We start from the raw sequence: 25098 nt of genomic DNA, 5'->3' as shown, positions 1-25098 counted from the left end.
ATTGGCCAACGGCCATGCACAACCTTCGCGTTTGACGAGGCATTTGTGTATGGCCGTTGGCCAATCGCTCTCGTTTTCGTTTGCGGACCTTGGGCGTTGCCCAAGGCTATGGATGTAAACGGCCGTTGGCCGAAACCATCCACCCAGAACAGATCTGACAGGCAAAAGATGTGGAGACCGATGCCTACCAAGAGGGTGCCGCGAGAAAACGGCACGACCTCGATTCGGGAGGGTGACTGAACCTCCCGACCGCAGCGCGGTGCGGGCCATGGGGGAGGATTTCCACCCGCGCCGACGGGACTTCCAGAGGCTTTATCGTTCATTAGCGGTAGACATTTTTTCCTTCGAGCGTATAATCCCACGTGACCCCCCGGGAGTCGTGTTTCTGTCGCCTATGCACCCCACCCCACCCCAATGGCGACGCGACTCCCGACGACTAGTTTTTGAGAAGGTGGCGGCCGACTGAGTCCCCCGCTCCGGTTCGGCCGCCGCCTTTTTCATTGCTCGTCCTGAACGAGGCTTTGTGAGAGCTTTCGACGTCACTGCTGGACGCGGTCTTAATCTGCGCTCGCGGACCAATTACACTCGTTGCGTTCTAGGCATCCACCACTCGAGGAGTTTAAGTGTGAACCACTTTGTATCTATGACCCGATTGTTTGTTCCGACGGCCGTCGTGATCGCCGTCAGCACGTTGCTGACCGCGGTTTCTCCCGCCCAGGCCCAGGCCCAGGAAACTGGAACGTTGCGGATGACGTTCAAGCTCAAGGGCGCCGCGAAGAGTTTTCCTCCGATCACGCCCAACGTGGACCAAGCGTTCTGCGGCTCGAAAATGATCCCGGACGAGACCTTGGTCGTGAATTCCAAGAACAACGGCATCAAGAACGTGATCGTGTACGTCTACACCGGGCGTCGCGGCACCCAGTTGCCGCCGATGGAATTGGAGCCCGAAACCCACACCTTGGCGAACCAGGATTGTCGTTTCGAGCCCCATGTCGTGATCGCCAAGAAAGGTGACACGATCAAGGTCACCAACCCGGACAAGGTCGGACACAACGCCAATTTCCAGTTCTTCAACAACACCCAGCAAAACCTCACCGTTCCCGCGGGTGGGGCGGTCGAAATCGAGCTGAAAGAAGACGAGCCGGCGCCGATTCCGGTCGCCTGCAATATTCATAACTGGATGAAGGCTCAAGTCGTCGTGCTCGATCACCCCTTTGCCGCGGTCAGCGATGAAGACGGCGTGTTGGAGATCAAGGGATTGCCCGTCGGAGAAGTCATTTTTCGTGCCAATCACGAAAACGGATCTCTCAAAGACGTGATCGTCAACGGTGAAGAAACCGAATGGCGAAGCAGCAAGTTCGAAGTCGAGATCAAACCCGGTCTGAACGACATGGGCACGATCGAGGTCCCCGCCGACGCGTTCTAAGCGACGAGCGGATGAGACGGACCGGCGCGTCGCCGGCGGCTGGATCGCCAAGTGCTTTCCACGGTCTGAGACGTGCCCGGCCATGAACGACCCCTGCGGCGTAACGCTGCGAAGCATTTTTTTAGCGGTAGGGCGCGAGCCCTCCGGTGTTTCGGGAACGATGAGCGACCGGAGGGATTGCGCCCTGCCGCGAACACCTCGTCAAACGCAGGGATAAATGCTTCACAGCGTTGTCCGTGGCGGTTCGATCTGGCCGCTGCGGGGAAACTGCGACAATTGATTCGGTTGGTTCATTCGATCGCGTTCGGTTACGCTGCTCCTATGAGACCAACCCTCTGCAAAACGTCGATTTTTTCGGTGCCGCCTGGCTCGGCACCCGTGTTCGTCCCGGTTCGGCTTGTCCCAATCCTGTGGGCTGGGGTCCTGTCCGCGGCGGCCTTACTGTGCGGCTGTGATGCACCGGTGGAGCACTATCCGCCGAATCGGGTTTATTCGCTGGTCGTCTCGGCCAAGCTGGATGCCCCGACCGAGCTCGCCGCAGAGGATACGACCGCGGCGTTGGAAGCTTGGTTCGGCACGCCGATCGAACCGCGCTGGCCCGCCGACCAGATGTCGCGCGACGCAGCCAAGTCGCTTGTTCGGCTGGAGAATTTGCAGCGGGCTGCCGGGCCGGTTTACAGCGATCAAGACAATCGGCACTTCGGGCTCTTCAACGAGCACTGCGTGACCTGCCACGGGGTTTCCGGCGGCGGGAACGGTCCTGCATCGTTGTTGCAAAACCCCTATCCGCGTGACTTTCGCCCCGGCGTTTACAAGTGGAAATCGACCCAGCGGGGTGCCAAGCCGACCCGCCAGGACTTGATGACGATTCTACGTCACGGTGCGCCCGGGACAGCGATGCCGTCGTTCCAGCGGCTTTCCGATGAGGATTTGGAGGCCTTGGTCGACTACGTCATCTACTTGTCGGTTCGAGGCGAATTCGAACGGCGTTTGCTGACCGAAGCGGTGGTCGAGTTGGGTTATGAAGAGTCGCGGCCCGATGACGACGCCAGTTTGTTGACACTGGCGAATTTTGACCAAGACGCGTTCGCCATGGAGGTGGCCCGAGACACCCTGGACCGTATCACCGGCCAATGGGTCGACGCCCCGCAAGATGTGATCGCCGTGCCGGAGGAAACACCGGACGATGCGGATTCGATCGCGCGGGGGAATGAGTTGTTTCACGGCCCGATCGCCAATTGTGTCGGTTGCCATGGAAAACAAGGCGGTGGAGAAATCGTCACCTTCGACTTTGACGACTGGACGAAAGAATTTACCGAAGGCATCGCGGTCACGCCGACCGATCGAGAGGCGGTGCGGCCGTTCCGCAAAGCGGGGGCATTGCGACCGCGGCAGATTCGCCCCAGAAAGTTGACCGACGGTGTTTATCGCGGCGGCGGAGATCCCGAGACGCTGTACCGCCGGATTGTTGCCGGGATCGCCGGCACACCGATGGCCGGACGAAGCGTGTCGGATCAGCCGTCGGACAAAGAACTGACCAGCGACCAGGTTTGGGACATCGTGCATTACGTTCGGTCGCTTGATGAGGCAAAACCATGAGTCGTGACAGTTACCGCAGCGTCGGAGCCATCGTGGGGCTGGGGCTGGGGATCGCCTTGATGGTGATGGCCGGGCAACGTGGGGTGTTGCCGGGAGCGATCTTTGGTGCCGGCGGGGCGCTGGCCGGCGGCATCCTCGGTGAGAAAATCCACGCGATGCGTCATGGAGGATAGCGGCTGGCGGTCGCCCTGGGAGAGGCTCGCAGCCTGTCGATCCCACCGTGTCAGACCTAATTGAGAATTGATGAGCGAAAACGAATTCAGCGAAACGAATCACAGCCTCGCCGCAGAGCGGTCACCGTTGCTGCATCGCTTGGCGGTGTTGTCGGTGTGTCTGGTCTGGCCGTTGATTTGGGTCGGCGGTTTGGTGACCACGTACGACGCGGGGATGGCGGTTCCCGATTGGCCCGGGACTTACGGATACAATCTGTTTTTGTACCCGCTGTCGACTTGGTTGTACGGTCCGTTTGACCTGTTTATCGAACACGGCCACCGGCTGTTGGGGGCGGTCGTCGGTTTCGTGGCGATCGCGATGGTGATCGCGGCGATTCGGCGCGAAGATCGTCGCCCGGTCGTCTGGCTGACCGTCGGGATCCTGGTCGCCGTGATTTCGCAAGGCGCGTTGGGCGGAGTCCGCGTGTTGTTAAGCGATCGAACCACCGCGATGATTCATGGCTGTTTCGGCCCCGTCGTGTTTGCCTTGTGCTGTATCGCCGCCTCGGTGACCAGCCGTCGTTGGTGGGACCGCAAGCTGACGGCGAAACGGGCGGCACAGGGCGCCGAATCGGTCAAGCCGCTCGGCCGCTGGGTCGTCGCGTTGGCGTCGGTGCCCGTGCTGTTGAGCTATTTGCAGTTGGTCCTGGGGGCGCAGCTGCGACATGTCCAGCCGTTGACCACCCCGGGAACCTTCACGCTGATTGTGGCGGTCCACATCGTCACTGCTTTCGGTTTGTGGTTGTTGACGCCGGTTTTGTTCGTTTTGGTGCGTCGCTGCGGCGATTTGACGCTGTCCAGGCCGGCCGGTTGGCTGATATGGTTTGTGGGCTGTCAAATCTTGCTCGGCACCGGGACATGGATCGTCACGTACGGTTGGCCGAGCGTTTTGGAGTTTCTTCCGTTTGGCGAAGGCTTTTTGGTTCGCTCAAAGGGATTCGTGGATTCGATCATCGTGACCGCGCATGTCGCGGTCGGGTCGCTGATTCTGGCGACGGCGGCGGTGATCCTGGTTCAAGTTTTACGTCAGCGAACGCTTGCCACCCCCGTTTAATCATTTATGTCCAGCAACGTTCTTGCCACCGATTCCCGCTATGAAACCGATCGCCGAGGCGTCAGTGCCCCGTACACTGCCGCCCGGGAATGCGGTTCGGCAACGGCCGTCCTCGATCTGCCGGCACAACGCAGGGAAGCGACTCGACGCATGGAAGTGACGGCCCAGGCAACACCGGCATTGAATCAGATGGTGGACCAGACGGAGGTGTCGATGCGCGTGTTGGTTTCTGATCTGATTCAGCTGACCAAGCCGCGGATCGTCGTGATGATCTTGGTGACGACGGTCGCCACGGCAATGATCGCTGCCGGCGGACCGGTTTCGCTCGGCACGCTGGCCTTGTTGCTGTTGGGCACCGGAATGGTTGCCGGCAGTGCCGGCGGGGCGAACCAGATCTGGGAACGCGTGATCGACCGCAACATGCCGCGCACCGCGGTGCGTCCGCTGCCGTCGGCTCGGATGTCGACCGGCATGGCGACGGCGTTTACCGCGTCGATGGGCACGCTGGGGTTGGCGATCTTGTGGATGGGGTTCTCATTGACGCCGGCCGGTGTGGGGTTGGCGACCTGGTTGTTGTACGTGTTTCTGTACACGCCGATGAAAACCCGGACGTCCTGGAACACGACAGTCGGAGCGATCGCCGGTGCATTGCCGATGTTGATCGGCTACACGGCACTGGGCGGTTCGTTGGCCGACGAGACCGGATGGTTGTTGTTCGGCGTGTTGGCTGCTTGGCAATATCCGCATTTCATGGCCATCGCATGGCTGTACCGACGCCAGTATGAACAGGCCGGATTCTGCATGTCGACGACGGTCGAGCCGACCGGGATCTCTGCGGCGATTCAAAGCATCGTGGGGTCGCTCGCGGTCATCGTTTGCGGCGTCGTGTTGTGTTGTCTGTCGCCGGGGATCGTTCCCGCCATCGTGTGTAGCGTCGCGGTGTTGGCCGCCACGGTCCCGATGTTGAAGGCATCGATCCGTTTCGCGCGGAGCCGAACGGACGTGACCGCACGCCGATTGCTGCGGTCCTCGTTGTTGGTGCTGCCCGCCGTCTTGGCGGTTGTTACGATTCGTGTCTTTTGGTGATCTATGAGAACCGCGTCAAACATCGCCGCGATCTTGTTCGTGGGAATCATTTTGGGATTGGTGGGCCGCACGCTTCGCCAACGGTCGGCACCTGCGGGGCCGGGGCCTGAAGAGGTGGTCTATACCGCGGAGGTGGCGCCCGGGGAAGAACCGCGGGTCACCGACAGCAGCGAAATTGCCAACGATGAAGTCGTCCATCCGCCCGAGGACGAGGCTTGGTTGAGCCGGTTTGAGCTGACCGAGCGGAGCGGCGAGTTGGTCAAGAGCGAAGACTTGTTGGGCCAGCCGTATGTGGTCAGTTTCTTTTTCACGACGTGTCCGAGTGTTTGCCCACAGCAGAATCAGAAACTGAAGGAGTTGCAGGAGCGTTTCCGAGGCGAAGGCGTCAAGTTTCTCGCCATCTCCGTCGACCCGGAGCGTGACACGCCGGAAGTGTTGCGGCAGTATGCCGCCCGCTTCGGTGCCGACAAGGACCAGTGGTTGTTCTTGACCGGCGATCTGACCTACATCCGTCGCATCGGCGCTGAGATTTTTCAGCAGCCGATTGACAAGGGCTTTCATACGGAAAAGTTTGTGCTGGTCGATCCGAAAGGAAAGATCGAGGGCTTTTACAGCTGGCCGGAGTCGCGGCAGATGGACAAGCTGGAATCCGCGATCAGCGAAATGCTCTAGCGGGGAGCGAATAGCTGTTGAAAGTTGAACCTGAAACCTGAAACCTGAATCAAAAATGTGGCAAGTACTTGCTGATTATTTGCCGCACTGCACGGCGTTACTGAATGCCGCGGCGACGGTCGTGTTGGCCCTCGGGTTGATCCGCATTCGTCAAGGCAATCCGCGCGGGCACAAGAAGATGATGTTGACGGCGCTGGCGATCAGCGCGTTGTTCTTGTTGCTGTATCTGTTGCACAAGGTCGCGTTGTATCTGACGACCGGGGAGCCGAACACTCGTTTTCCGACCGATACCGATGTCGCACCGCTGGCGGCGCGGTACACGTATTATGGGATCCTGGGCACGCACCTGTTGTTGGCGATCGCCGTGCCGTTCTTGGCACTGCGTGCGGTGTACTTGGCGATGAAGGGTCGGATCGTCGCGCACAAGAAACTGGTGCGTTTCGCCTTCCCCGTTTGGATGTACGTGTCGGTGACCGGCGTGCTGGTGTACCTGATGCTGTATCAGTTGTACCCGGCGGCGTAGCGCCGCGCGAGTTTGTCGCTGCACGTTTTAGCGGAACGGCGCGAGCCGTCCGGTGTCGGCTCGGAAGACCGGAGGGCTCGCGCCCTGCCGCTAACAAACGCTGCACGTTTTAGCGGAACGGCGCGAGCCGTCCGGTGTCGGCTCGGAAGATCGGAGGGCTCGCGCCCTGCCGCTAACAAACGCTGCCCGCGTTTGCGGAACGGAGTGAGCCGTCCGGTGCCGGCTCAGAAGACCGGAGGGCTCGCGGCCTGTCGGTTTAGTGTATCCACAAAACGAGGGGAGGTGGCTTAGTAGGCATCGTCACGATGTTTGCTATTCTTGGCGGATCGTCGTCGCGATTCACTTCTCACGCAGGGAGGCTTGCCCAGTGAGCCAGAGACAACCCAAGACCAGCTATTGGCAGGAAGCTCCTACACCACGCGGGCAACTGGTCCTCATTCCCACCGCCCTGGAGGAACTCATCCCTCAGGATCATCCCGTTCGCTTGGTCGACGAGATTCTCGATCAGATGGACTGGACTGATTGGGAGGCGGCCTACAACGGCGGATTCGGTCAGCCGCCGATCCATCCCAGCGTAATGGCAAAGATCCTGCTGTTTGCCATGATTCGGCGAATCCGATCCAGCCGGAACATTGAATACGAACTCAAGCATTCGATCGATTTTATCTGGCTTAGCAGCGGTCGCCGCATCGATCACAGCACGATCAGCGACTTCCGCCGAAACAATAGTGATGCAGTCAAAGGCATCTTCAAACAAATGGTCAAGCTGGCGATCAACCTGGGGATCGCCAATCTCTCGGAACTGTGCATCGACGGCACACGCATCCTGGCTGACGCCAACAAATACAAGACTTGGACGGCCAAACGATTAGCCAAAGCACTCGAAGAACTTGACGCGCAAATTGATGAGGCCCTGGAAACCTTCGAAGTCAACGACGCATGCGACGAAGATCTCATCGGCCAGGACGTTTCGGCGGACCGCCTCCCCGCCGCCGTCGCCAACTTGAAGTCACGCCGCTCACAACTGGCCGCTCATCTGGAGACGGTCAATGCGATGGACGAAGTCCGCAGGAAAAATGGGACGAAGGGCCCCGCCCAGTTACCCAAGACTGACACGGACAGTCGCATTCTTCCCAATAAGGAGGGTGGTTACGCAGCCAACTTTACTCCGATGGCGACGACCGAAACGCAGAGCGGCCTGATCGTTGCGGCGGACGTCTTGATCGGCAACGTCGAACACCACGAATTTGCCACCATCGTCGACTGTGTGGCCAACGACTTTGGAATTGACATTAAGCGAGTCATGGCTGACTCGGCTTACACGACGGGCAAAAACCTCACTGCGGCTGAGGAAAAACAGATCGAACTGATTGGCCCGCTTGCCGAAACCAATCGCGAGAACAACCCTGCCGAGCGTTCGGATTTGACTGAGCCCGTTGCCGCCGATCAGATTGATCAGTTGCCGGTTAATCCACAAACCAAACGATTTGACAAAGCAGCGTTTGTGTACGACGAAGCGAACGACTGCTATTACTGCCCGGCAGGCAAAGTGCTTTCACATCGGACGACCGAGAACACGACGCATGGCGACGGCTCTCCGGTGCAGCGAAAGGTTTACACCTGTTTTGAATGCGAGGGCTGCACGCTGGCTGGGCGTTGTCGCAAGAACGTGAAGCCAAAAGACGAGGCAAGCAGCAGCGAGGCATCGTCCCAGGAGTCCAGCGAAGCGACCTCGTCGGACAAGCGAGCGGGCAAGCGACGTGGTCGCAAGCCTGGCCCGCCACGTGGTCGCGAGACGATGCATGATGAGCATGAAGGAGCGCGACGTCGGCAGCGTGCGCGAATGGAAACGCCTGCAGCCAAAGAGGCTTACTCTCGTCGTCAGCATTTCGGTGAAACGCCTTTCGCCGTGATCAAGAGCACGCTTGATATGCGGCGATTCCTGCTTCGAGGTATCGCAGGTGTGAATCAAGAATGGCGCTGGGCGGCGACCGGATTCAATCTGAAGAAAATCATGAGTTACTTGGCGAAGCTGCGCGCCGCCGCGGCGACACAATCGCTCGGAACAGCAAACTAGGGGAGATAGGGGGCATTTCGAACGAAATCCGCCACAAGCGAACGCCACGATCCCGTCAACACGCTTACCAACGACTCTGGATGCCCCGCATAGCACCATAAAAGCCTCGTCCGGAACCAAAATCGAATCAACCGTCCCCAGGAACTAAATCGACAGGCCGCTCGCGCCCTGCCGCTGACAAACGCTGCACGTTTTAGCGGAACGGCGCGAGCCGTCCGGTGTCGGCTCGGAAGATCGGAGGGCTCGCGCCCTGCCGCTAACAAACGCTGCCCGCGTTTGCGGAACGGAGTGAGCCGTCCGGTGCCGGCTCAGAAGACCGGAGGGCTCGCGGCCTGTCGCTGACAAACGCTGCACGTTTTAGCGGAACGGCGCGAGCCGTCCGGTGCCGGCTTGGAAGACCGGAGGGCTCGCGCCCTGCCGCTAACAAATGCTGCACGTTGTAGCGGAACGGCGCGAGCCGTCCGGTGTCGGCTCGAAAGACCGGAGGGCTCGCGCCCTGCCGCTAACAAATGCTGCCCGTTTTAGCGGAACGGCGCGAGCCGTCCGGTGCCGGCTTGGAAGACCGGAGGGCTCGCGCCCTGCCGCTAACAATGCTGCCCGCGTTTGCGGAACGGCGCGAGCGGCCTGTCGGTTTAGTGTATCCACAAAACGAGGGGAGGTGGCTTAGTAGGCATCGTCACGATGTTTGCTATTCTTGGCGGATCGTCGTCGCGATTCACTTCTCACGCAGGGAGGCTTGCCCAGTGAGCCAGAGACAACCCAAGACCAGCTATTGGCAGGAAGCTCCTACACCACGCGGGCAACTGGTCCTCATTCCCACCGCCCTGGAGGAACTCATCCCTCAGGATCATCCCGTTCGCTTGGTCGACGAGATTCTCGATCAGATGGACTGGACTGATTGGGAGGCGGCCTACAACGGCGGATTCGGTCAGCCGCCGATCCATCCCAGCGTAATGGCAAAGATCCTGCTGTTTGCCATGATTCGGCGAATCCGATCCAGCCGGAACATTGAATACGAACTCAAGCATTCGATCGATTTTATCTGGCTTAGCAGCGGTCGCCGCATCGATCACAGCACGATCAGCGACTTCCGCCGAAACAATAGTGATGCAGTCAAAGGCATCTTCAAACAAATGGTCAAGCTGGCGATCAACCTGGGGATCGCCAATCTCTCGGAACTGTGCATCGACGGCACACGCATCCTGGCTGACGCCAACAAATACAAGACTTGGACGGCCAAACGATTAGCCAAAGCACTCGAAGAACTTGACGCGCAAATTGATGAGGCCCTGGAAACCTTCGAAGTCAACGACGCATGCGACGAAGATCTCATCGGCCAGGACGTTTCGGCGGACCGCCTCCCCGCCGCCGTCGCCAACTTGAAGTCACGCCGCTCACAACTGGCCGCTCATCTGGAGACGGTCAATGCGATGGACGAAGTCCGCAGGAAAAATGGGACGAAGGGCCCCGCCCAGTTACCCAAGACTGACACGGACAGTCGCATTCTTCCCAATAAGGAGGGTGGTTACGCAGCCAACTTTACTCCGATGGCGACGACCGAAACGCAGAGCGGCCTGATCGTTGCGGCGGACGTCTTGATCGGCAACGTCGAACACCACGAATTTGCCACCATCGTCGACTGTGTGGCCAACGACTTTGGAATTGACATTAAGCGAGTCATGGCTGACTCGGCTTACACGACGGGCAAAAACCTCACTGCGGCTGAGGAAAAACAGATCGAACTGATTGGCCCGCTTGCCGAAACCAATCGCGAGAACAACCCTGCCGAGCGTTCGGATTTGACTGAGCCCGTTGCCGCCGATCAGATTGATCAGTTGCCGGTTAATCCACAAACCAAACGATTTGACAAAGCAGCGTTTGTGTACGACGAAGCGAACGACTGCTATTACTGCCCGGCAGGCAAAGTGCTTTCACATCGGACGACCGAGAACACGACGCATGGCGACGGCTCTCCGGTGCAGCGAAAGGTTTACACCTGTTTTGAATGCGAGGGCTGCACGCTGGCTGGGCGTTGTCGCAAGAACGTGAAGCCAAAAGACGAGGCAAGCAGCAGCGAGGCATCGTCCCAGGAGTCCAGCGAAGCGACCTCGTCGGACAAGCGAGCGGGCAAGCGACGTGGTCGCAAGCCTGGCCCGCCACGTGGTCGCGAGACGATGCATGATGAGCATGAAGGAGCGCGACGTCGGCAGCGTGCGCGAATGGAAACGCCTGCAGCCAAAGAGGCTTACTCTCGTCGTCAGCATTTCGGTGAAACGCCTTTCGCCGTGATCAAGAGCACGCTTGATATGCGGCGATTCCTGCTTCGAGGTATCGCAGGTGTGAATCAAGAATGGCGCTGGGCGGCGACCGGATTCAATCTGAAGAAAATCATGAGTTACTTGGCGAAGCTGCGCGCCGCCGCGGCGACACAATCGCTCGGAACAGCAAACTAGGGGAGATAGGGGGCATTTCGAACGAAATCCGCCACAAGCGAACGCCACGATCCCGTCAACACGCTTACCAACGACTCTGGATGCCCCGCATAGCACCATAAAAGCCTCGTCCGGAACCAAAATCGAATCAACCGTCCCCAGGAACTAAATCGACAGGCCGCTCGCGCCCTGCCGCTGACAAACGCTGCACGTTTTAGCGGAACGGCGCGAGCCGTCCGGTGTCGGCTCGGAAGATCGGAGGGCTCGCGCCCTGCCGCTAACAAACGCTGCCCGCGTTTGCGGAACGGAGTGAGCCGTCCGGTGCCGGCTCAGAAGACCGGAGGGCTCGCGGCCTGTCGCTGACAAACGCTGCACGTTTTAGCGGAACGGCGCGAGCCGTCCGGTGCCGGCTTGGAAGACCGGAGGGCTCGCGCCCTGCCGCTAACAAATGCTGCACGTTGTAGCGGAACGGCGCGAGCCGTCCGGTGTCGGCTCGAAAGACCGGAGGGCTCGCGCCCTGCCGCTAACAAATGCTGCCCGTTTTAGCGGAACGGCGCGAGCCGTCCGGTGCCGGCTTGGAAGACCGGAGGGCTCGCGCCCTGCCGCTAACAATGCTGCCCGCGTTTGCGGAACGGCGCGAGCGGCCTGTCGGTTTAGTGTATCCACAAAACGAGGGGAGGTGGCTTAGTAGGCATCGTCACGATGTTTGCTATTCTTGGCGGATCGTCGTCGCGATTCACTTCTCACGCAGGGAGGCTTGCCCAGTGAGCCAGAGACAACCCAAGACCAGCTATTGGCAGGAAGCTCCTACACCACGCGGGCAACTGGTCCTCATTCCCACCGCCCTGGAGGAACTCATCCCTCAGGATCATCCCGTTCGCTTGGTCGACGAGATTCTCGATCAGATGGACTGGACTGATTGGGAGGCGGCCTACAACGGCGGATTCGGTCAGCCGCCGATCCATCCCAGCGTAATGGCAAAGATCCTGCTGTTTGCCATGATTCGGCGAATCCGATCCAGCCGGAACATTGAATACGAACTCAAGCATTCGATCGATTTTATCTGGCTTAGCAGCGGTCGCCGCATCGATCACAGCACGATCAGCGACTTCCGCCGAAACAATAGTGATGCAGTCAAAGGCATCTTCAAACAAATGGTCAAGCTGGCGATCAACCTGGGGATCGCCAATCTCTCGGAACTGTGCATCGACGGCACACGCATCCTGGCTGACGCCAACAAATACAAGACTTGGACGGCCAAACGATTAGCCAAAGCACTCGAAGAACTTGACGCGCAAATTGATGAGGCCCTGGAAACCTTCGAAGTCAACGACGCATGCGACGAAGATCTCATCGGCCAGGACGTTTCGGCGGACCGCCTCCCCGCCGCCGTCGCCAACTTGAAGTCACGCCGCTCACAACTGGCCGCTCATCTGGAGACGGTCAATGCGATGGACGAAGTCCGCAGGAAAAATGGGACGAAGGGCCCCGCCCAGTTACCCAAGACTGACACGGACAGTCGCATTCTTCCCAATAAGGAGGGTGGTTACGCAGCCAACTTTACTCCGATGGCGACGACCGAAACGCAGAGCGGCCTGATCGTTGCGGCGGACGTCTTGATCGGCAACGTCGAACACCACGAATTTGCCACCATCGTCGACTGTGTGGCCAACGACTTTGGAATTGACATTAAGCGAGTCATGGCTGACTCGGCTTACACGACGGGCAAAAACCTCACTGCGGCTGAGGAAAAACAGATCGAACTGATTGGCCCGCTTGCCGAAACCAATCGCGAGAACAACCCTGCCGAGCGTTCGGATTTGACTGAGCCCGTTGCCGCCGATCAGATTGATCAGTTGCCGGTTAATCCACAAACCAAACGATTTGACAAAGCAGCGTTTGTGTACGACGAAGCGAACGACTGCTATTACTGCCCGGCAGGCAAAGTGCTTTCACATCGGACGACCGAGAACACGACGCATGGCGACGGCTCTCCGGTGCAGCGAAAGGTTTACACCTGTTTTGAATGCGAGGGCTGCACGCTGGCTGGGCGTTGTCGCAAGAACGTGAAGCCAAAAGACGAGGCAAGCAGCAGCGAGGCATCGTCCCAGGAGTCCAGCGAAGCGACCTCGTCGGACAAGCGAGCGGGCAAGCGACGTGGTCGCAAGCCTGGCCCGCCACGTGGTCGCGAGACGATGCATGATGAGCATGAAGGAGCGCGACGTCGGCAGCGTGCGCGAATGGAAACGCCTGCAGCCAAAGAGGCTTACTCTCGTCGTCAGCATTTCGGTGAAACGCCTTTCGCCGTGATCAAGAGCACGCTTGATATGCGGCGATTCCTGCTTCGAGGTATCGCAGGTGTGAATCAAGAATGGCGCTGGGCGGCGACCGGATTCAATCTGAAGAAAATCATGAGTTACTTGGCGAAGCTGCGCGCCGCCGCGGCGACACAATCGCTCGGAACAGCAAACTAGGGGAGATAGGGGGCATTTCGAACGAAATCCGCCACAAGCGAACGCCACGATCCCGTCAACACGCTTACCAACGACTCTGGATGCCCCGCATAGCACCATAAAAGCCTCGTCCGGAACCAAAATCGAATCAACCGTCCCCAGGAACTAAATCGACAGGCCGCGAGCCGTCCGGTGGCGGCTCAGAAGACCGGAGGGCTCGCGCCCTGCCGCTAACAATGCTGCCCGCGTTTGCGGAACGGAGTGAGCCGTCCGGTGCCGGCTCGAAAGACCGGAGGGCTCGCGCCCTGCCGCTAACAAATGCTGCCAGCGTTTGTGTCACTGTGGGTGCCATTGGGCGTGAGCCCGTCACGCGCCGCCTGCTGTCGCTGCGACGCAGCGACCCTGAATCGCCTAAAGGCTAAACACCAACACTCATGCGCGATCGCTACGCCTTCTTGGCGCCGACGTAGGCCATGCGGAGCAGATGCAGGACTTCGTCGAACATCTTGTCTTCGTCTTTGTCGGTGTTGCCCTTGGTTTTTTCTTCGAGCATTTCCAAGGTGTCGATGAAGTGTTTGGCGATCCGCAGGTCGGTCGATTTTTCGCCGGTCGCGGGGTTTTCCATGACGCCCAGTGCGACCATCGCTTGGCTGTAAAAGGTGCTGATCAGCATCGCCAAGGACGCCGGGGGCAGGTCGCCGGTGGGGTCCTCCTCGGCGGCTTGCTGGGGTTCCTCAGCGAGCGTCTTTTCTTTCTCGACCTGCGATTTCCAATCGTTGTCGACGACCAATTCCGGTTCTTCTTTGTTTTCAGACATCAGGATTTCAGGCGTGGGGATTAACGTTGGCTGACGGCGGGTTGTTCCCGTTCGTGTTTGCGTGTTCCTCGATCAATCGCGGCCTCGACGAATCCGGCAAACAGCGGATGCGCTTTCAGCGGCTTGCTTTTGAATTCGGGGTGGTATTGTACGGCCAGGAACCAGGGATGGTCGGGCAATTCGACGATTTCGACAAGGCTTCCGTCGGGGCTGGTTCCCGAGAATTTCATGCCGTGTTCGCGGAATTGATCGCGATAGGCGTTGTTGAATTCGTAGCGGTGCCGGTGGCGTTCGTGAATGTCATCGGTCCCGTAGCACTGCTGCGCCCGGCTGTCGTCGGACAGGTGCGTCGGCTGGCTGCCCAGTCGCATGGTGCCGCCCATTTGGGTCACGTTTTGCTGTTCGTCCAGCAAGCAGATCACCGGGTGCGGGGTGTCTTTGTCGAATTCGCTGGAGTGGGCGTTTTCCAGGTCGCACACGTTGCGTGCATATTCGATCACGGCGCACTGCATGCCCAGGCAGATGCCGAAAAACGGGATGCCGCGTTCCCTGGCGAAACGAATGGCTTGGACTTTGCCTTCCACGCCGCGTTCGCCAAAGCCGCCGGGGATCAGGATGCCGTCAAATCCGCTCAGCAGGCGTTCGCATCCTTCGCGTTCGATATCGCTGCTTTGAATTCGGCCGATGCGGATCTGCGCCTGGTGGTGCATTCCGGCGTGGTCGATCGATTCGTAGATCGATTTGTAGGCGTCTTTGTGTTCGGCGTATTTGCCGACGACGGCGATGCTGACTTCGTGCCGCGGGTTGCGCAGGCGATGCAGCAGGTCGGTCCAGGGGGTGATGTCCAGCGCCTTGCTGGGCAGCCCGAGTTTCTTGACGATCAATTCATCGAGTTTGTTGTCGACCAGCGAGATCGGGACTTCGTAAATCGAAAAGTCCTTGTCTTTTTCCTCGATCACCGCTTCGGTCGGGACGTTGCAAAACAGTGCGATCTTGTCACGCTCCTCACGGCTGATCGAGTGTTCGCAGCGGCAGACCAGGACGTCGGGCTGGATGCCGATTTCACGCAGTTGGCCGACGGAGTGTTGGGTCGGTTTGGTTTTCAGCTCGTCGGCGGCTTTCAGGTACGGCACCAGGGTCAGGTGCATGTACAGCACGTTGTCGCGGCCGACGTCCTGGGAGTATTGGCGGATCGCTTCGAGGAACGGCAGGCTTTCGATGTCACCGACCGTGCCGCCGATTTCGGTGATCACGACGTCGACGTCGTCGCCGCCCATCCGGGAGATGACGGATTTGATCTCGTTGGTGATGTGGGGGATGACCTGGACGGTTTTCCCCAGGAAGCGCCCCTTGCGTTCCTTTTCGATCACCGACAGATAGATCTGGCCGGTCGTGTAGTTGCAGTCGCGGGTGAGCGCCCCGCTGGTGAAACGCTCGTAGTGCCCCAGGTCCAGATCGGTCTCGCTGCCGTCATCGAGCACGTAGACTTCGCCGTGCTGATAGGGGCTCATCGTGCCCGGATCGACGTTGATGTAGGGATCCAGCTTCTGCATTCGCACTCGCAATCCGCGAGATTCAAGCAGCATGCCCAGGGAGGCGCTCGTCAGGCCCTTTCCTAGCGAGGAAACAACCCCGCCGGTTACAAAGATGTGTTTGGTCATGGACGCGGATGATACCGCGCTGAGGAAAAACCGGAAGTGGCGGGATCCTCGATGCGACGTCGAAACGCGGCAAGATCTTCCGGCGTGTCGATTCCGGGCATGGCAGGGCCGACTGCGGCGACGACGATTTTTTTTCCCGCTTCGATGGCCCGCAGCTGTTCGAGTTTCTCCGTTTCTTCCAGCACGCTGGGGGGCGAGCCGGCGAACCAGGACAAGAAGTCGCGGCGATAGGCATAAAGCCCCAGGTGGTGCCAGTAAATCGGCGGGGTTTGCGCGAGCAGCTCGGCCGGGTCGCCGCCGCGACGGTGGGGGACACAGGCGCGGCTGAAGTAGACCGCCCTGCCCTGCCCTGCTGCGAGACTGCCCTGGCCTGCTGCGGCGGCCGTCCGGGTCGCTGTCTGGCTGTCGGTCTGGGGGCTGCCGGTCGGGGAGAAATCCGCCATCACGATTTTCACGATCGCCGGGTCGTGCAACGCCTCGGCCGACCGGATCGGTGTCCCCGCGGTCGCCATGTCGGCCTGCGGATCGCCGGCGAGCGCCTCGGCGACCGCGTCGATCGCGGCCGGGTCGATCTCCGGTTCGTCGCTTTGGACGTTGATAAAGATTTCGGTGGTGGGAAACTGGTCGGCGACCAGGGCGATGCGGTCGGTGCCGCTGGGGCAATCGGTCGGGGTCATGATCCAGCGGCCCCCGAACGATTCCACTTCGTCCGCGATCCGCCGGTCGTCGACCGCGACGATCACGCCGGCCGACGCCGATGCGGCCCGCGACGCCGACTCGTAGGTGTGTTGCAACACGCTCTTGCCGGCCACTTTCTGCAGCAATTTCTCCGGCAAACGGGTCGAGGCAAGGCGTGCGGGCAGCACGATTTGGGTTTCGGGCATGTGGGGTCGCGTCGGGAAAACGGTTGACAGTTGGTGCGGGCGGGTCTACCTTTCGCAATCAACGTTTGGTGGTGCCGATTGGGCGGTGATGAATCGTCCGCGGGAACAGGGAACTTTGGTGAAACTCCAAGACGGCCCGGCCGCTGTAACCGATGCTGTTGGTTTTCACGTCGTCTGAACAAAGGCGACGCGGGGATCAGCCGTCTACGCTTCACTCTTTTAGCCATTGTCCGCGGATCATCCTGCTCGATGCAAGATGACCGAATGACGAGAAGGCGAAGCGTCAGGACGTCATCGGGAGTCAGAAGACCTACCACCCGACGGACGCTTTAGGGACCTTCCAGGGTGAGGTCGGCGTCAACAGATTGGCTTGCGCACGCACGACTGCATCGCCCCTAGTGTCGGATGCGGGATGCGCGCATCGGTCTGTACACTAGAGCGTTCGCTGCCGCCGGGACATCCGAGTCTGGTCATGCGTTACCGTAACCGTCAAATCCGTCGCACCGCCAGCGGGCCGATTCGCATCGGGTTTACCCTGGTCGAACTGTTGGTGGTGATCGCCATCATCGGGATCCTGGTCGCGTTGTTGTTGCCTGCGGTCCAGTTCGCCCGCGAGGCGGCTCGTCAGGCCAATTGTCGCAACCACCAGCACCAGATCGGTGTCGCGCTCCACGCCTATCACAACATGCACCGGTCGTTGCCGATCGGATGTTTGGAGTGGCGGTTTTGGGGCCAGCCGAGCACGCGAAAGAACTTGGCGTGGTCGGCGTTTCTGTTGCCGCAGATGGGCGAACAGGCGTTGTACGAGGCCGTCGATTTCAACTACGCGTTTGACCATCCACGCAATGCCGATGCGGCGTCGGTGGTGGTCGAATCGTATCTGTGTCCGACGGAAATTCCTCAAGGCAATCGCCGCGCCGAGATCAGTTACGGCGGCCTGTTCGGCGAACGTCTGGTCGATCGACGCCCCGACGATGGCGTGTTTTTGTACGAGCAGCGGATCCGGTATCGCGATTGTTTGGACGGTTTGTCCAACACGATGGCTACCGGCGAAGACATGGTCGGGCCGGACAGCGAATGGATCAACGGCGGAAACGTGTTCGTTCAAGCCCATCCGATCAACGATGATCGAGCCTGGGTCGGCGACAACGAAATCCGATCGCTGCATCCCGCCGGCGCCATGGTTCTGTTTCTCGACGGCAGTGTGCATCTGTTGAACGAATCACTCGACACGATCGTGCTCGGCCAGCTGATCACGCGGGACGGTCACGAAGTGATCCCGGCCGACGCCTGGTAGTGACGCGTCGTGCCGACGCGCAAATCAATCTGAAACTCCAACCTTTGAACTCCAAGATTCACAACAACGAAATCGTTTCACCATGAATATCTCTCGCCAGTGTCTGTTTGTCCTGTTTGCCGCCGGTTCGCTCTGTTCGATGGCCGGCGCCGAAACCGTGACGTTTGAAAACCTGCTGACCACACCCGATTCGTTTTACAAAGGCGAGACGTCACAGATCAACAATGATCCGTGGGTGGTGGACGGGTTTGAATTCAGTAACCGAACCACGTTTGTGGGTTATTGGAGCGGTTGGGCGTACAGCAACACCACCGATACGACGACGCCGGGGTTCACCAACGAGCATTCCGCGATCACCGGCGGCGGCAGCAACGGCGCCGGCGGATCGGTCAGTGGTGAAACCTATGCGTTGGCATTCGGCTCCGGCGCAACGATCAACCTGCCCACGGGCGCCCTGATTGAAAGCGTCGATTGGACCAACGGGACGTACCCGTATCTCTCGATGCGAGACGGGGACGCGTTCGCGACGCAGTTTGGCGGTGCCAGTGGATCCGAGCCGGACTACTTTCGTGTGATCCTGACCGGTTACAGCGACTTGAACGCGACCGGCGCCGCCACCGGATCGGTGACCTTGGATCTGGCCGATTACACGTTCAGCGACGATAACCAAGACTACATCGTCGACACGTGGCAGGTGAATGAAGATTTGACGCCGCTTGGCAACGCTCGTTCGATCGACCTGACGTTCCAATCCAGCGACTCAGGACAATTCGGAATCAACACGCCGGTGTATCTGTTCATCGACAATCTGCAGTACTCGGTCACGGCGATCCCGGAGCCGACGGCGGCAGGATTCTTGGCGCTGGTCGGTGGCGTTTGCGCCTTACGACGTCGGCGCTAGTGGTTCGTCGGGGCTGCCTTTGTTCACGCGTCACCGCGAATCGCCGAAATCAATTCCGCGATCGTTTGCTCGAGTAACGCGGTGCCACCGAATCGCATGCCTAAGGCTTGCAGTTTCTCGGTGACGATTTCGTGTTTGGCGGTCTTGGCATGGCCGCTGATGTTGGACGAGCTGCCGGTGATGCGTTTGGCGATCGTCGCGACTTCAAAATCGCTGATCATTCGGTCACAGCAATTGTAGGTTTGGCCGGCGATCGCGTCGTCTTGTGTGAGCAGCAGCGAGACGGCTTTGGCGATGTCGTCAGCATGAACGGCTTTGCTGCCGCCGCCGGCTCGGACGTCTTTTTCGGCACAGACCTGGGCGACCAGATCGAACCAGCGTGAGTCTTGGGCGGGATCGGCGAGGCCATAAATCGATGGCGGACGAACCGTGGCGGCGAGCAGTTTTCCGCTGGCGCCGTAGTGGTGCACCAGGGTTTCGACCGATGCCTTGTAGGCGCCGTAGAGCGTCGACGGCAGCAAGGGGTGGGTTTCATCGAGTGGGCGGTCCGGCAGCACGGTGTCGTGGACGGTGCCCGAGGAAACGAACACGAAGCGTTTGACGCCGGCCCGCTCGGCGGCGTCGAGCAATTGCAGCGACCCGGTCGCGTTGCGTTGCCAGTACTCGAGCGGGTCGTCGCCGCTGTCCATGAACGACGCTCCGCTGCGAAACAAACCGGCATGGACGACGGCATCGGCAGATTCGACCAGTTGTTCGGCGTGGTCCAGGACGCCGAGTTCTCCGCGGATCCAGCTGATCGGGTCGAATTCGGGCGCCGTTGCCGGTGGGGTGCGATACCACGCCGTGATCGTGTGGCCGTCGTTGAGAAGCCGGCGGATCAGGTAACGGCCCAGGAATCCGGTGGCGCCGGTGAGTGCGATGCGCATGTAGGGAGTGCCTGTTGCGAGTGGGAATCGGGCGATCAAGCGCCCTATCGAAACATGCAATCGCGCAGCAAACAACCGCCTCCAGCGTTGGCGGCGGATTCATTCCGGCTGCCGGCTAAGGCGGTTGGTCGTGAGGGGAGGCTAGGAGGAGAGGAGTCGAAGCTTCGAAGTGGGATCGGTTTCCCGCCTGTTGAGCTTGGAAAGGACAGGCTGGAAGCCTATCCCACGCACGGTTCACCCGCTGATTAGTTGCCCATGGCGCCGGAAATCGCGGCTCCAGAGGCGTCGAAGCTTTTTTGGGTTTCAGTGGTCAAGGTGGCGACCGAGCCGACGCAGACGGCGATGATCAGGGCGAGCATGACGGCGTATTCAACCGCCGTTGTGCCCTCCTCATCCCGCCACAGCGACTGTCGCTCGGGGAGTGGGTCTTGGTTGGTCATGGTGGGGATATATCTTTTTGGTTGGTTTTCTCGGGGAAAAGGCACAGCCAAGGAAACATAGGCCAGGAATCTGCGTACTCACTTCGAATACGCACACTTTTTGCATGCCCGGACGTCACCGCGGGGTTCATCCGGTAGGGATTGCAGCGTCCTTTCGGATTCCCCGGCTCGGTGACGCCTTTGGATCGCGCATTGTCATCGGCTTGTCCGCGTTTTACCCTGGTGCCAGTTTCGTCCTCCCACCCAAGCTCACATGATCGGTCCAGTATTCAATCGCGAGGCGACCGTTGTTCCCAAACGTCCCAAGACGTATTTGGCCCGCGGCTTGTACCTGATCACGCTGTTCGGGCTGCTTTGCACCGGGTACCTGGTGCTGGACGGTTCGCGGTCGTTGGCGACGGTGTCCGATTCGGCCCGTTTCGGCGGTTGGATGTTCTTGATGCTCGCTCCGCTGCAGCTCTTGGTGTTGTCCAGTCTGGCGGCGGTGGGATCGGCGGCCAGTGTGGCGCAAGAAAAGGACCGGCGGACGCTGCTGTTGTTGCTGATGACGCGTCTGAGCGGATTTGAGGTCGTCGTCGGGAAGCTGGCCGCGACACTGCTGGGGCCGTTGGCCATGTTGCTCGCCGCGCTGCCGTTGTTTTTGGTGCTGCCGCTGTTGGGCGGCGTTTCGCCCGGACAGGTGTTCTCGGTTTTTCTGGTGACCGCTGCGACCGTGATCTTTGCCGGATCGATCGGTACCGTGGTCGGGCTGTGGCGTGAGAAGACGTTCCAAGCGATCGCGTTGACGGTATTGATCTTGTTGATGTTGTTGGGTGCCGGCGAGATCGCGATTGCCTCGCTGAATTTACCCGAGGTCCTGGTGTTGTCTCTCAGCCCCGTGCGAGCGCTTGCCGCGGCGGCGTCGCCGCTGGGAAGTCTTTCGCCGCAGACGTCGCTGGGCGTCTGGTCGTTCACCGCCGCCACGCTGATCGCCTCGGTCGTTGTGTTGGCCGTCGGCGTCGCCCGCGTGCGTGTCTGGAACCCGTCCCGCGAAGTGCGGCTCAAAGCGCCCGAGCCGGAGACGAGCGAAGAGATGGAAAACCAGCAAGCACCGAGCAGTTGGAAAGTCCGGGCGCCGCGACAGGTTTGGAAAAATCCGATCCTCTGGCGCGAAGTCCGTACGTGGGCCTATGGTCGCAAGGTCGTGGTGATCCGGTTCGCGTTTGGATTGTTGTTTCTGCTCGGCGCGGCGGTGATTTATGGGCAGATGCAAAACGGGACCGCGTTTGAGCCGGCGGCTCGGATCGGTCGCGCGCTGCCGGCGGCGACGTTGCCCGTCGCGGCGATCGGCGTGGTCAGTTTGGTGTTGATCAACGCATTGGCCGTCAACGCGGTCACCGGCGAACGTGACGGTCTGGCTCTGGATCTGTTGTTGGTGACGGACTTAAGTCCCCGCGAATTTGTGTTCGGCAAATTGTTGGGGGTGCTGTATGTCGGCAAGGAGATGATTTTGTTGCCGCTGGCGTTGTTGTTGTTTTTGGCCGTCAACGGCGTGATGACGTATGAAAATATGGTCTACGCGATGTTGGGGGCGGCGATCTTGTACGTATTCGTCAGCATGCTGGGGATTCACGCCGGGCTTAACTACGTGGCCGGTCGGACGGCGACGCTGGCGAGTCTGGGAACGGTCTTTTTTCTCTGTGTCGGGATCGCCATTTGCATGACGATCATGGTCAGTTTTCGGGGTGCGTTTCAGCTGCAATTGGCGCCGTTTTTGGTCATGATTCTCGGCGGCGGCGCCGCGTTGTTCGCGTCACTGGGTTGGCGGAACCCTTCCTCGGCGATCTTCCTGGCGTCCTTCACGCTGCCCCTGATCACGTTTTATTCGATCACACAGTTCTTGCTGCAAACCGACCACCTGTTCGTCTTCTTTTCGATGGCGGTGGGTTACGGGTTCACGATTGCTGCGTTGATGATCCCCGCTCTCAGCGAATTCGATGTGTCGCTCGAACGCGATCGAGGGGCCGAGGGAAATGGCTGATTGAGCGAGCTGCTGCAGTACGTCGGCTGGTTGGTGCCGATGGCGGTTTTGATTCTGCTGAGTGCGTTGTTCAGTGGCAGCGAAGCGGCCCTGTTCTCGTTGACCCTGCGACAGCGCCGGCAACTGCGGCGCAGTGGCGTCGGCGGCCGGATCGCCGATCGGATGCTCAGCGATTCGGAAAAACTGTTGTCGGCGATTCTGTTTTGGAACCTGCTGATCAACATGACCTACTTCGCGATCGCTTCGATCGTTGCCAGCCGGCTCGATGCCTCCGTCGATGCCGGGGCGAGCGTGGCGTTGGTGTTCACGTCGGCCAGTTTGTTGACGATCATTTTTTTCAGTGAGATGCTGCCCAAGAGTCTGGCGTTGCTGGCTCCGATGCAGGCTTCGGTCTTGATCGCGCCGGTGCTGAACCTGGCGGTGCGGTTGGTCAGTCCGTTGCTGCCGATCATCAAGACGTCCAACCTGTTGGCCGGCCGATTGCTGTGGCCGTCGTTTCAGCCCGAGAATGAAATCGACTTGGTGGACATCGAGCGGGCCGTGGAACTGGGCACCGACGATGCCGCGCTGCTGGAACGGGAGCGTTTGGCGCTGCAGAATTTGGTCGCCATCGCGGAGATGCGGGCGAGTGAGCTGATGCGTCCCCGCAGTCGTTTGCACCTGGTCGAATCCCCGATCCGAGCCGAGGCCCTGTTTGCCCGATCGCCGCCGGGCGGCTATGCGATCATCACCGATGAAACGGGCGAGACGATGGTCGGTGCTCTCGGCGTCAGGATGTTGCGGCCCAGCCAGATCGATCATTTCGAAGATCTGGTCGAACCGGTGATCTATGTCCCCTGGTCCGCGCGGGTGGCGCGAGTCTTGGATCTATTGAACGAGAACGATTTGAGCGTGGCGATCGTGGTCGATGAATACGGCGATGGGATCGGGGCGCTTTCGATCGACCGGATCTTTCGCCGCCTGCTCGCGCCCGAACATGACCAGTTCGAAGAAGACACCGATTCGGCCGCGATCGAGCAGCTCGAGCCTGATTTGTATCGTGTCGCCGGGGGCATCTCGCTGCGTCAGTTGGCCAAACAATTGGCCGTCAATGTCCCCGACGAATCGGTGGCCACGGTCGCCGGATTCATTCAACGCACCAATGAACGCTTGCCGCGACTGGGCGATCAAGCCACGCTGGAAGACTACCTGCTGACGGTCGTCGAAGAGCTGGAGGGGGCATTGCGAATTGAAGTCCGGCGGCAATCGCAATCCGATGCATCCCATGCACACGACGAGCGAGATTTCCGATGATCTTTTTCGCCATCGTGCTGTTCTTGTTCGGTCTCGTGTTGAGCGCGTTTTTCAGCGGCAGCGAAACGGGAATGTATCGCGTCTCCCGCACCCGATTGGTGCTCGACGGCTTGGACGGTTCCCGCAGCGCCCGCGCGCTGATTTGGGTTTTGAATCGACCCGTGTTGTTCGTCGCGACGGCGCTGGTGGGAAACAACTTGGCGAATTTCCTGACCAGTTTCGCCATCGTTCTGGCCGTCATCGCACTCTTCGGTGATTCGTCCGCGGCCGAACTGATCGGGCCGATCCTGATGACGCCCGTCGTGTTTGTGTTCGGCGAACTCCTGCCCAAGCATTGGTTCTTTCAAGCTCCGTACCGGCTGCTGACCCTGGTCCGGCCGGTGTTGCTGTTGGCGACCGTGTTGTTCCTGCCGGTCTCGATTTTTCTAGGCGTGCTTGCGGCCGCCCTGGGCGCGTTGACCGGCCAGGCGCCGTTTCGGATCTCCGTCGCGATGGCCCGCGGGGAACTGACGCAATTGTTCCGCGCGGGAGAAGAAGCGGGCATCCTGCACTCGGGCCAGCGTTCGCTTGCCGGCAAGTTGTTCGACGTGGGGAACGAACTGGCCGTCTCGTTCGCCGTCCCGCTGGATCGATTGGCCACGGTCGAGTTGCCGATCGACAAGCTCGCCACGACGGCAGCGGCCCGACGGCAGAACCACCCCATCGTGCTGGTCCAGCAGAAAAAGAAGATCGTCGGCTACCTGCGGTACTCCGAACTGGCGACCGGCAAAGCTCAGGTGGAAATCCGACCGGTGATCCGAGTCAATCTCGCCGAACGTCACCTGACGACGTTGCTGAAGTTGTATGACGAAGCCAGCGAGGTCGCGCTGTTGTGCGATGATCACGATGAGGTCCGCTCCGTCGTCACCCGCCGCCAACTCTTGCAGCCGATGAACAAGTAGACCGAACGATCGCGGAACCGATTACGACTTGGCGTAACCGAGATTGGTGATCACCAGCAGCATTTCGTCGCAGGTGATGTACCGGCGATGGTGCTCCAGTTTGTACTGGTCGATTGCCAGTGCCAGTTCGCGTCCGGCGTCGGAAAGGCCGTCGTGTGAGCTGCCGAATTGACGTCGCTCGGATCCTGCCTGTGACCCGCCTTCGCGACGTCGATCGACAAATCCACCGGACTCGTTAGCTTGTGATCGGTCGTGACTGCTGCCCTGCCCTGTGACGCCCGGGGCGATGGGTGAAGCAGCGAAATCACTCGATGGCGTTGCGTTGGCAGCATTGTATAGCGACATGAAGAGCTCTCGTTAAGAAAAGGACTGAGGAAGGATTGG

Annotated in this window: 21 protein-coding genes and 1 riboswitch; of the genes, 15 read left to right on the top strand and 6 right to left on the bottom strand. The window is 59.9% G+C overall.

The features are described from left to right. The first annotated feature begins 643 nt into the window (after positions 1-643). From TBK1r_RS32990 to TBK1r_RS32950, 10 genes are all read left to right on the top strand, one after another. Positions 644-1426, top strand: a complete 783-nt coding sequence (locus TBK1r_RS32990; RefSeq protein WP_145219822.1) for a cupredoxin domain-containing protein — start codon at positions 644-646, stop codon at positions 1424-1426. A 321-nt stretch (positions 1427-1747) separates the two neighbouring features. Next, complete coding sequence (locus tag TBK1r_RS32985) at positions 1748-3025, top strand: cytochrome c (RefSeq protein WP_145219820.1); 1278 nt, start codon at positions 1748-1750, stop codon at positions 3023-3025. After that, positions 3022-3198 (top strand): hypothetical protein, encoded by a 177-nt coding sequence (locus tag TBK1r_RS39295; protein WP_372895783.1) that lies wholly within the window; start codon positions 3022-3024, stop codon positions 3196-3198. Before TBK1r_RS32985 ends, TBK1r_RS39295 begins: the two co-directional genes overlap by 4 nt. Before the next feature lie 70 nt (positions 3199-3268). After that, positions 3269-4291 carry a COX15/CtaA family protein gene (locus TBK1r_RS32980; protein WP_145219818.1) on the top strand — a complete coding sequence of 341 codons (1023 nt, stop codon included), beginning with the start codon at positions 3269-3271 and terminating at the stop codon, positions 4289-4291. 6 nt (positions 4292-4297) lie between these two features. After that, positions 4298-5377: a heme o synthase gene (cyoE, locus tag TBK1r_RS32975; protein WP_145219816.1), complete on the top strand. Its 1080-nt coding sequence runs from the start codon at positions 4298-4300 to the stop codon at positions 5375-5377. 3 nt (positions 5378-5380) lie between these two features. Next, positions 5381-6049, top strand: a complete 669-nt coding sequence (locus TBK1r_RS32970) for an SCO family protein (protein WP_145219814.1) — start codon at positions 5381-5383, stop codon at positions 6047-6049. 55 nt (positions 6050-6104) lie between these two features. Further along, a complete protein-coding gene (locus TBK1r_RS32965) occupies positions 6105-6572 on the top strand; it encodes a DUF420 domain-containing protein (RefSeq protein ID WP_145219812.1) in 468 nt (155 codons plus the stop codon). A gap of 367 nt (positions 6573-6939) precedes the next feature. Next, positions 6940-8649 carry an IS1182 family transposase gene (locus TBK1r_RS32960; RefSeq protein ID WP_419580133.1) on the top strand — a complete coding sequence of 570 codons (1710 nt, stop codon included), beginning with the start codon at positions 6940-6942 and terminating at the stop codon, positions 8647-8649. A 743-nt stretch (positions 8650-9392) separates the two neighbouring features. Next, the gene (locus TBK1r_RS32955; protein WP_419580133.1) at positions 9393-11102 is read left to right on the top strand and encodes an IS1182 family transposase; all 1710 of its coding nucleotides are present in this window, start codon (positions 9393-9395) and stop codon (positions 11100-11102) included. A gap of 743 nt (positions 11103-11845) precedes the next feature. Further along, entirely contained in the window at positions 11846-13555 is a 1710-nt protein-coding gene (locus TBK1r_RS32950; RefSeq protein ID WP_419580133.1) for an IS1182 family transposase, read from the top strand. Between the two features lie 424 nt (positions 13556-13979). Here the strand turns inward: TBK1r_RS32950 and TBK1r_RS32945 are convergent, their stop codons facing one another. From TBK1r_RS32945 to TBK1r_RS32935, 3 genes are read right to left on the bottom strand one after another with little or no spacing between them, the layout of a single operon-like run. Beyond that, positions 13980-14351: a DUF1844 domain-containing protein gene (locus TBK1r_RS32945; protein ID WP_145219808.1), complete on the bottom strand. Its 372-nt coding sequence runs from the start codon at positions 14349-14351 to the stop codon at positions 13980-13982. A gap of 20 nt (positions 14352-14371) precedes the next feature. Further along, positions 14372-16012, bottom strand: coding sequence for a CTP synthase (locus tag TBK1r_RS32940; RefSeq protein WP_145219806.1), 1641 nt, complete (start codon positions 16010-16012; stop codon positions 14372-14374). Continuing rightward, positions 16009-16896 (bottom strand): 3-deoxy-manno-octulosonate cytidylyltransferase, encoded by an 888-nt coding sequence (locus TBK1r_RS32935; RefSeq protein WP_145219804.1) that lies wholly within the window; start codon positions 16894-16896, stop codon positions 16009-16011. The genes TBK1r_RS32940 and TBK1r_RS32935 overlap by 4 nt, the downstream gene beginning before the upstream one ends. A 52-nt stretch (positions 16897-16948) precedes the next feature. Continuing rightward, positions 16949-17228, top strand: a riboswitch (cobalamin riboswitch). Between the two features lie 140 nt (positions 17229-17368). Between TBK1r_RS32935 and TBK1r_RS32930 the strand changes: the two genes are divergently transcribed. Next, positions 17369-18193 carry a DUF1559 domain-containing protein gene (locus TBK1r_RS32930; protein ID WP_145219802.1) on the top strand — a complete coding sequence of 275 codons (825 nt, stop codon included), beginning with the start codon at positions 17369-17371 and terminating at the stop codon, positions 18191-18193. Between the two features lie 82 nt (positions 18194-18275). After that, on the top strand, positions 18276-19094 hold the full coding sequence (locus TBK1r_RS32925; protein ID WP_145219801.1) for a DUF4465 domain-containing protein: 819 nt from the start codon (positions 18276-18278) through the stop codon (positions 19092-19094). 23 nt (positions 19095-19117) lie between these two features. Here TBK1r_RS32925 and TBK1r_RS32920 read toward each other — a convergent pair whose 3' ends face one another. After that, positions 19118-20020, bottom strand: a complete 903-nt coding sequence (locus tag TBK1r_RS32920) for an NAD-dependent epimerase/dehydratase family protein (RefSeq protein ID WP_145219800.1) — start codon at positions 20018-20020, stop codon at positions 19118-19120. A gap of 245 nt (positions 20021-20265) precedes the next feature. Then, positions 20266-20460, bottom strand: a complete 195-nt coding sequence (locus TBK1r_RS32915) for a Flp family type IVb pilin (protein ID WP_095740877.1) — start codon at positions 20458-20460, stop codon at positions 20266-20268. Positions 20461-20713: 253 nt separating this feature from the next. On the opposite strand from TBK1r_RS32915, the gene TBK1r_RS32910 reads away from it, so the two are divergent. The 3 genes from TBK1r_RS32910 to TBK1r_RS32900 are packed head-to-tail and all read left to right on the top strand — an operon-like array spanning position 20714 to position 24714. Beyond that, positions 20714-22480, top strand: coding sequence for an ABC-2 transporter permease (locus TBK1r_RS32910; protein ID WP_145219799.1), 1767 nt, complete (start codon positions 20714-20716; stop codon positions 22478-22480). Next, a complete protein-coding gene (locus TBK1r_RS32905; protein ID WP_419580630.1) occupies positions 22481-23773 on the top strand; it encodes a CNNM domain-containing protein in 1293 nt (430 codons plus the stop codon). Further along, the gene (locus TBK1r_RS32900) at positions 23770-24714 is read left to right on the top strand and encodes a CNNM domain-containing protein (protein ID WP_419580629.1); all 945 of its coding nucleotides are present in this window, start codon (positions 23770-23772) and stop codon (positions 24712-24714) included. The genes TBK1r_RS32905 and TBK1r_RS32900 overlap by 4 nt, the downstream gene beginning before the upstream one ends. A 21-nt stretch (positions 24715-24735) precedes the next feature. Here the strand turns inward: TBK1r_RS32900 and TBK1r_RS32895 are convergent, their stop codons facing one another. Beyond that, positions 24736-25059: a hypothetical protein gene (locus TBK1r_RS32895; RefSeq protein ID WP_145219798.1), complete on the bottom strand. Its 324-nt coding sequence runs from the start codon at positions 25057-25059 to the stop codon at positions 24736-24738. Positions 25060-25098: the final 39 nt, after the last annotated feature.

Origin of the sequence: Stieleria magnilauensis (assembly GCA_007753675.1) — a bacterium.
Taxonomy (GTDB): Bacteria; Planctomycetota; Planctomycetia; order Pirellulales; family Pirellulaceae; genus Stieleria; species Stieleria magnilauensis.
This window is presented reverse-complemented; position numbering and strand designations above follow the sequence as displayed.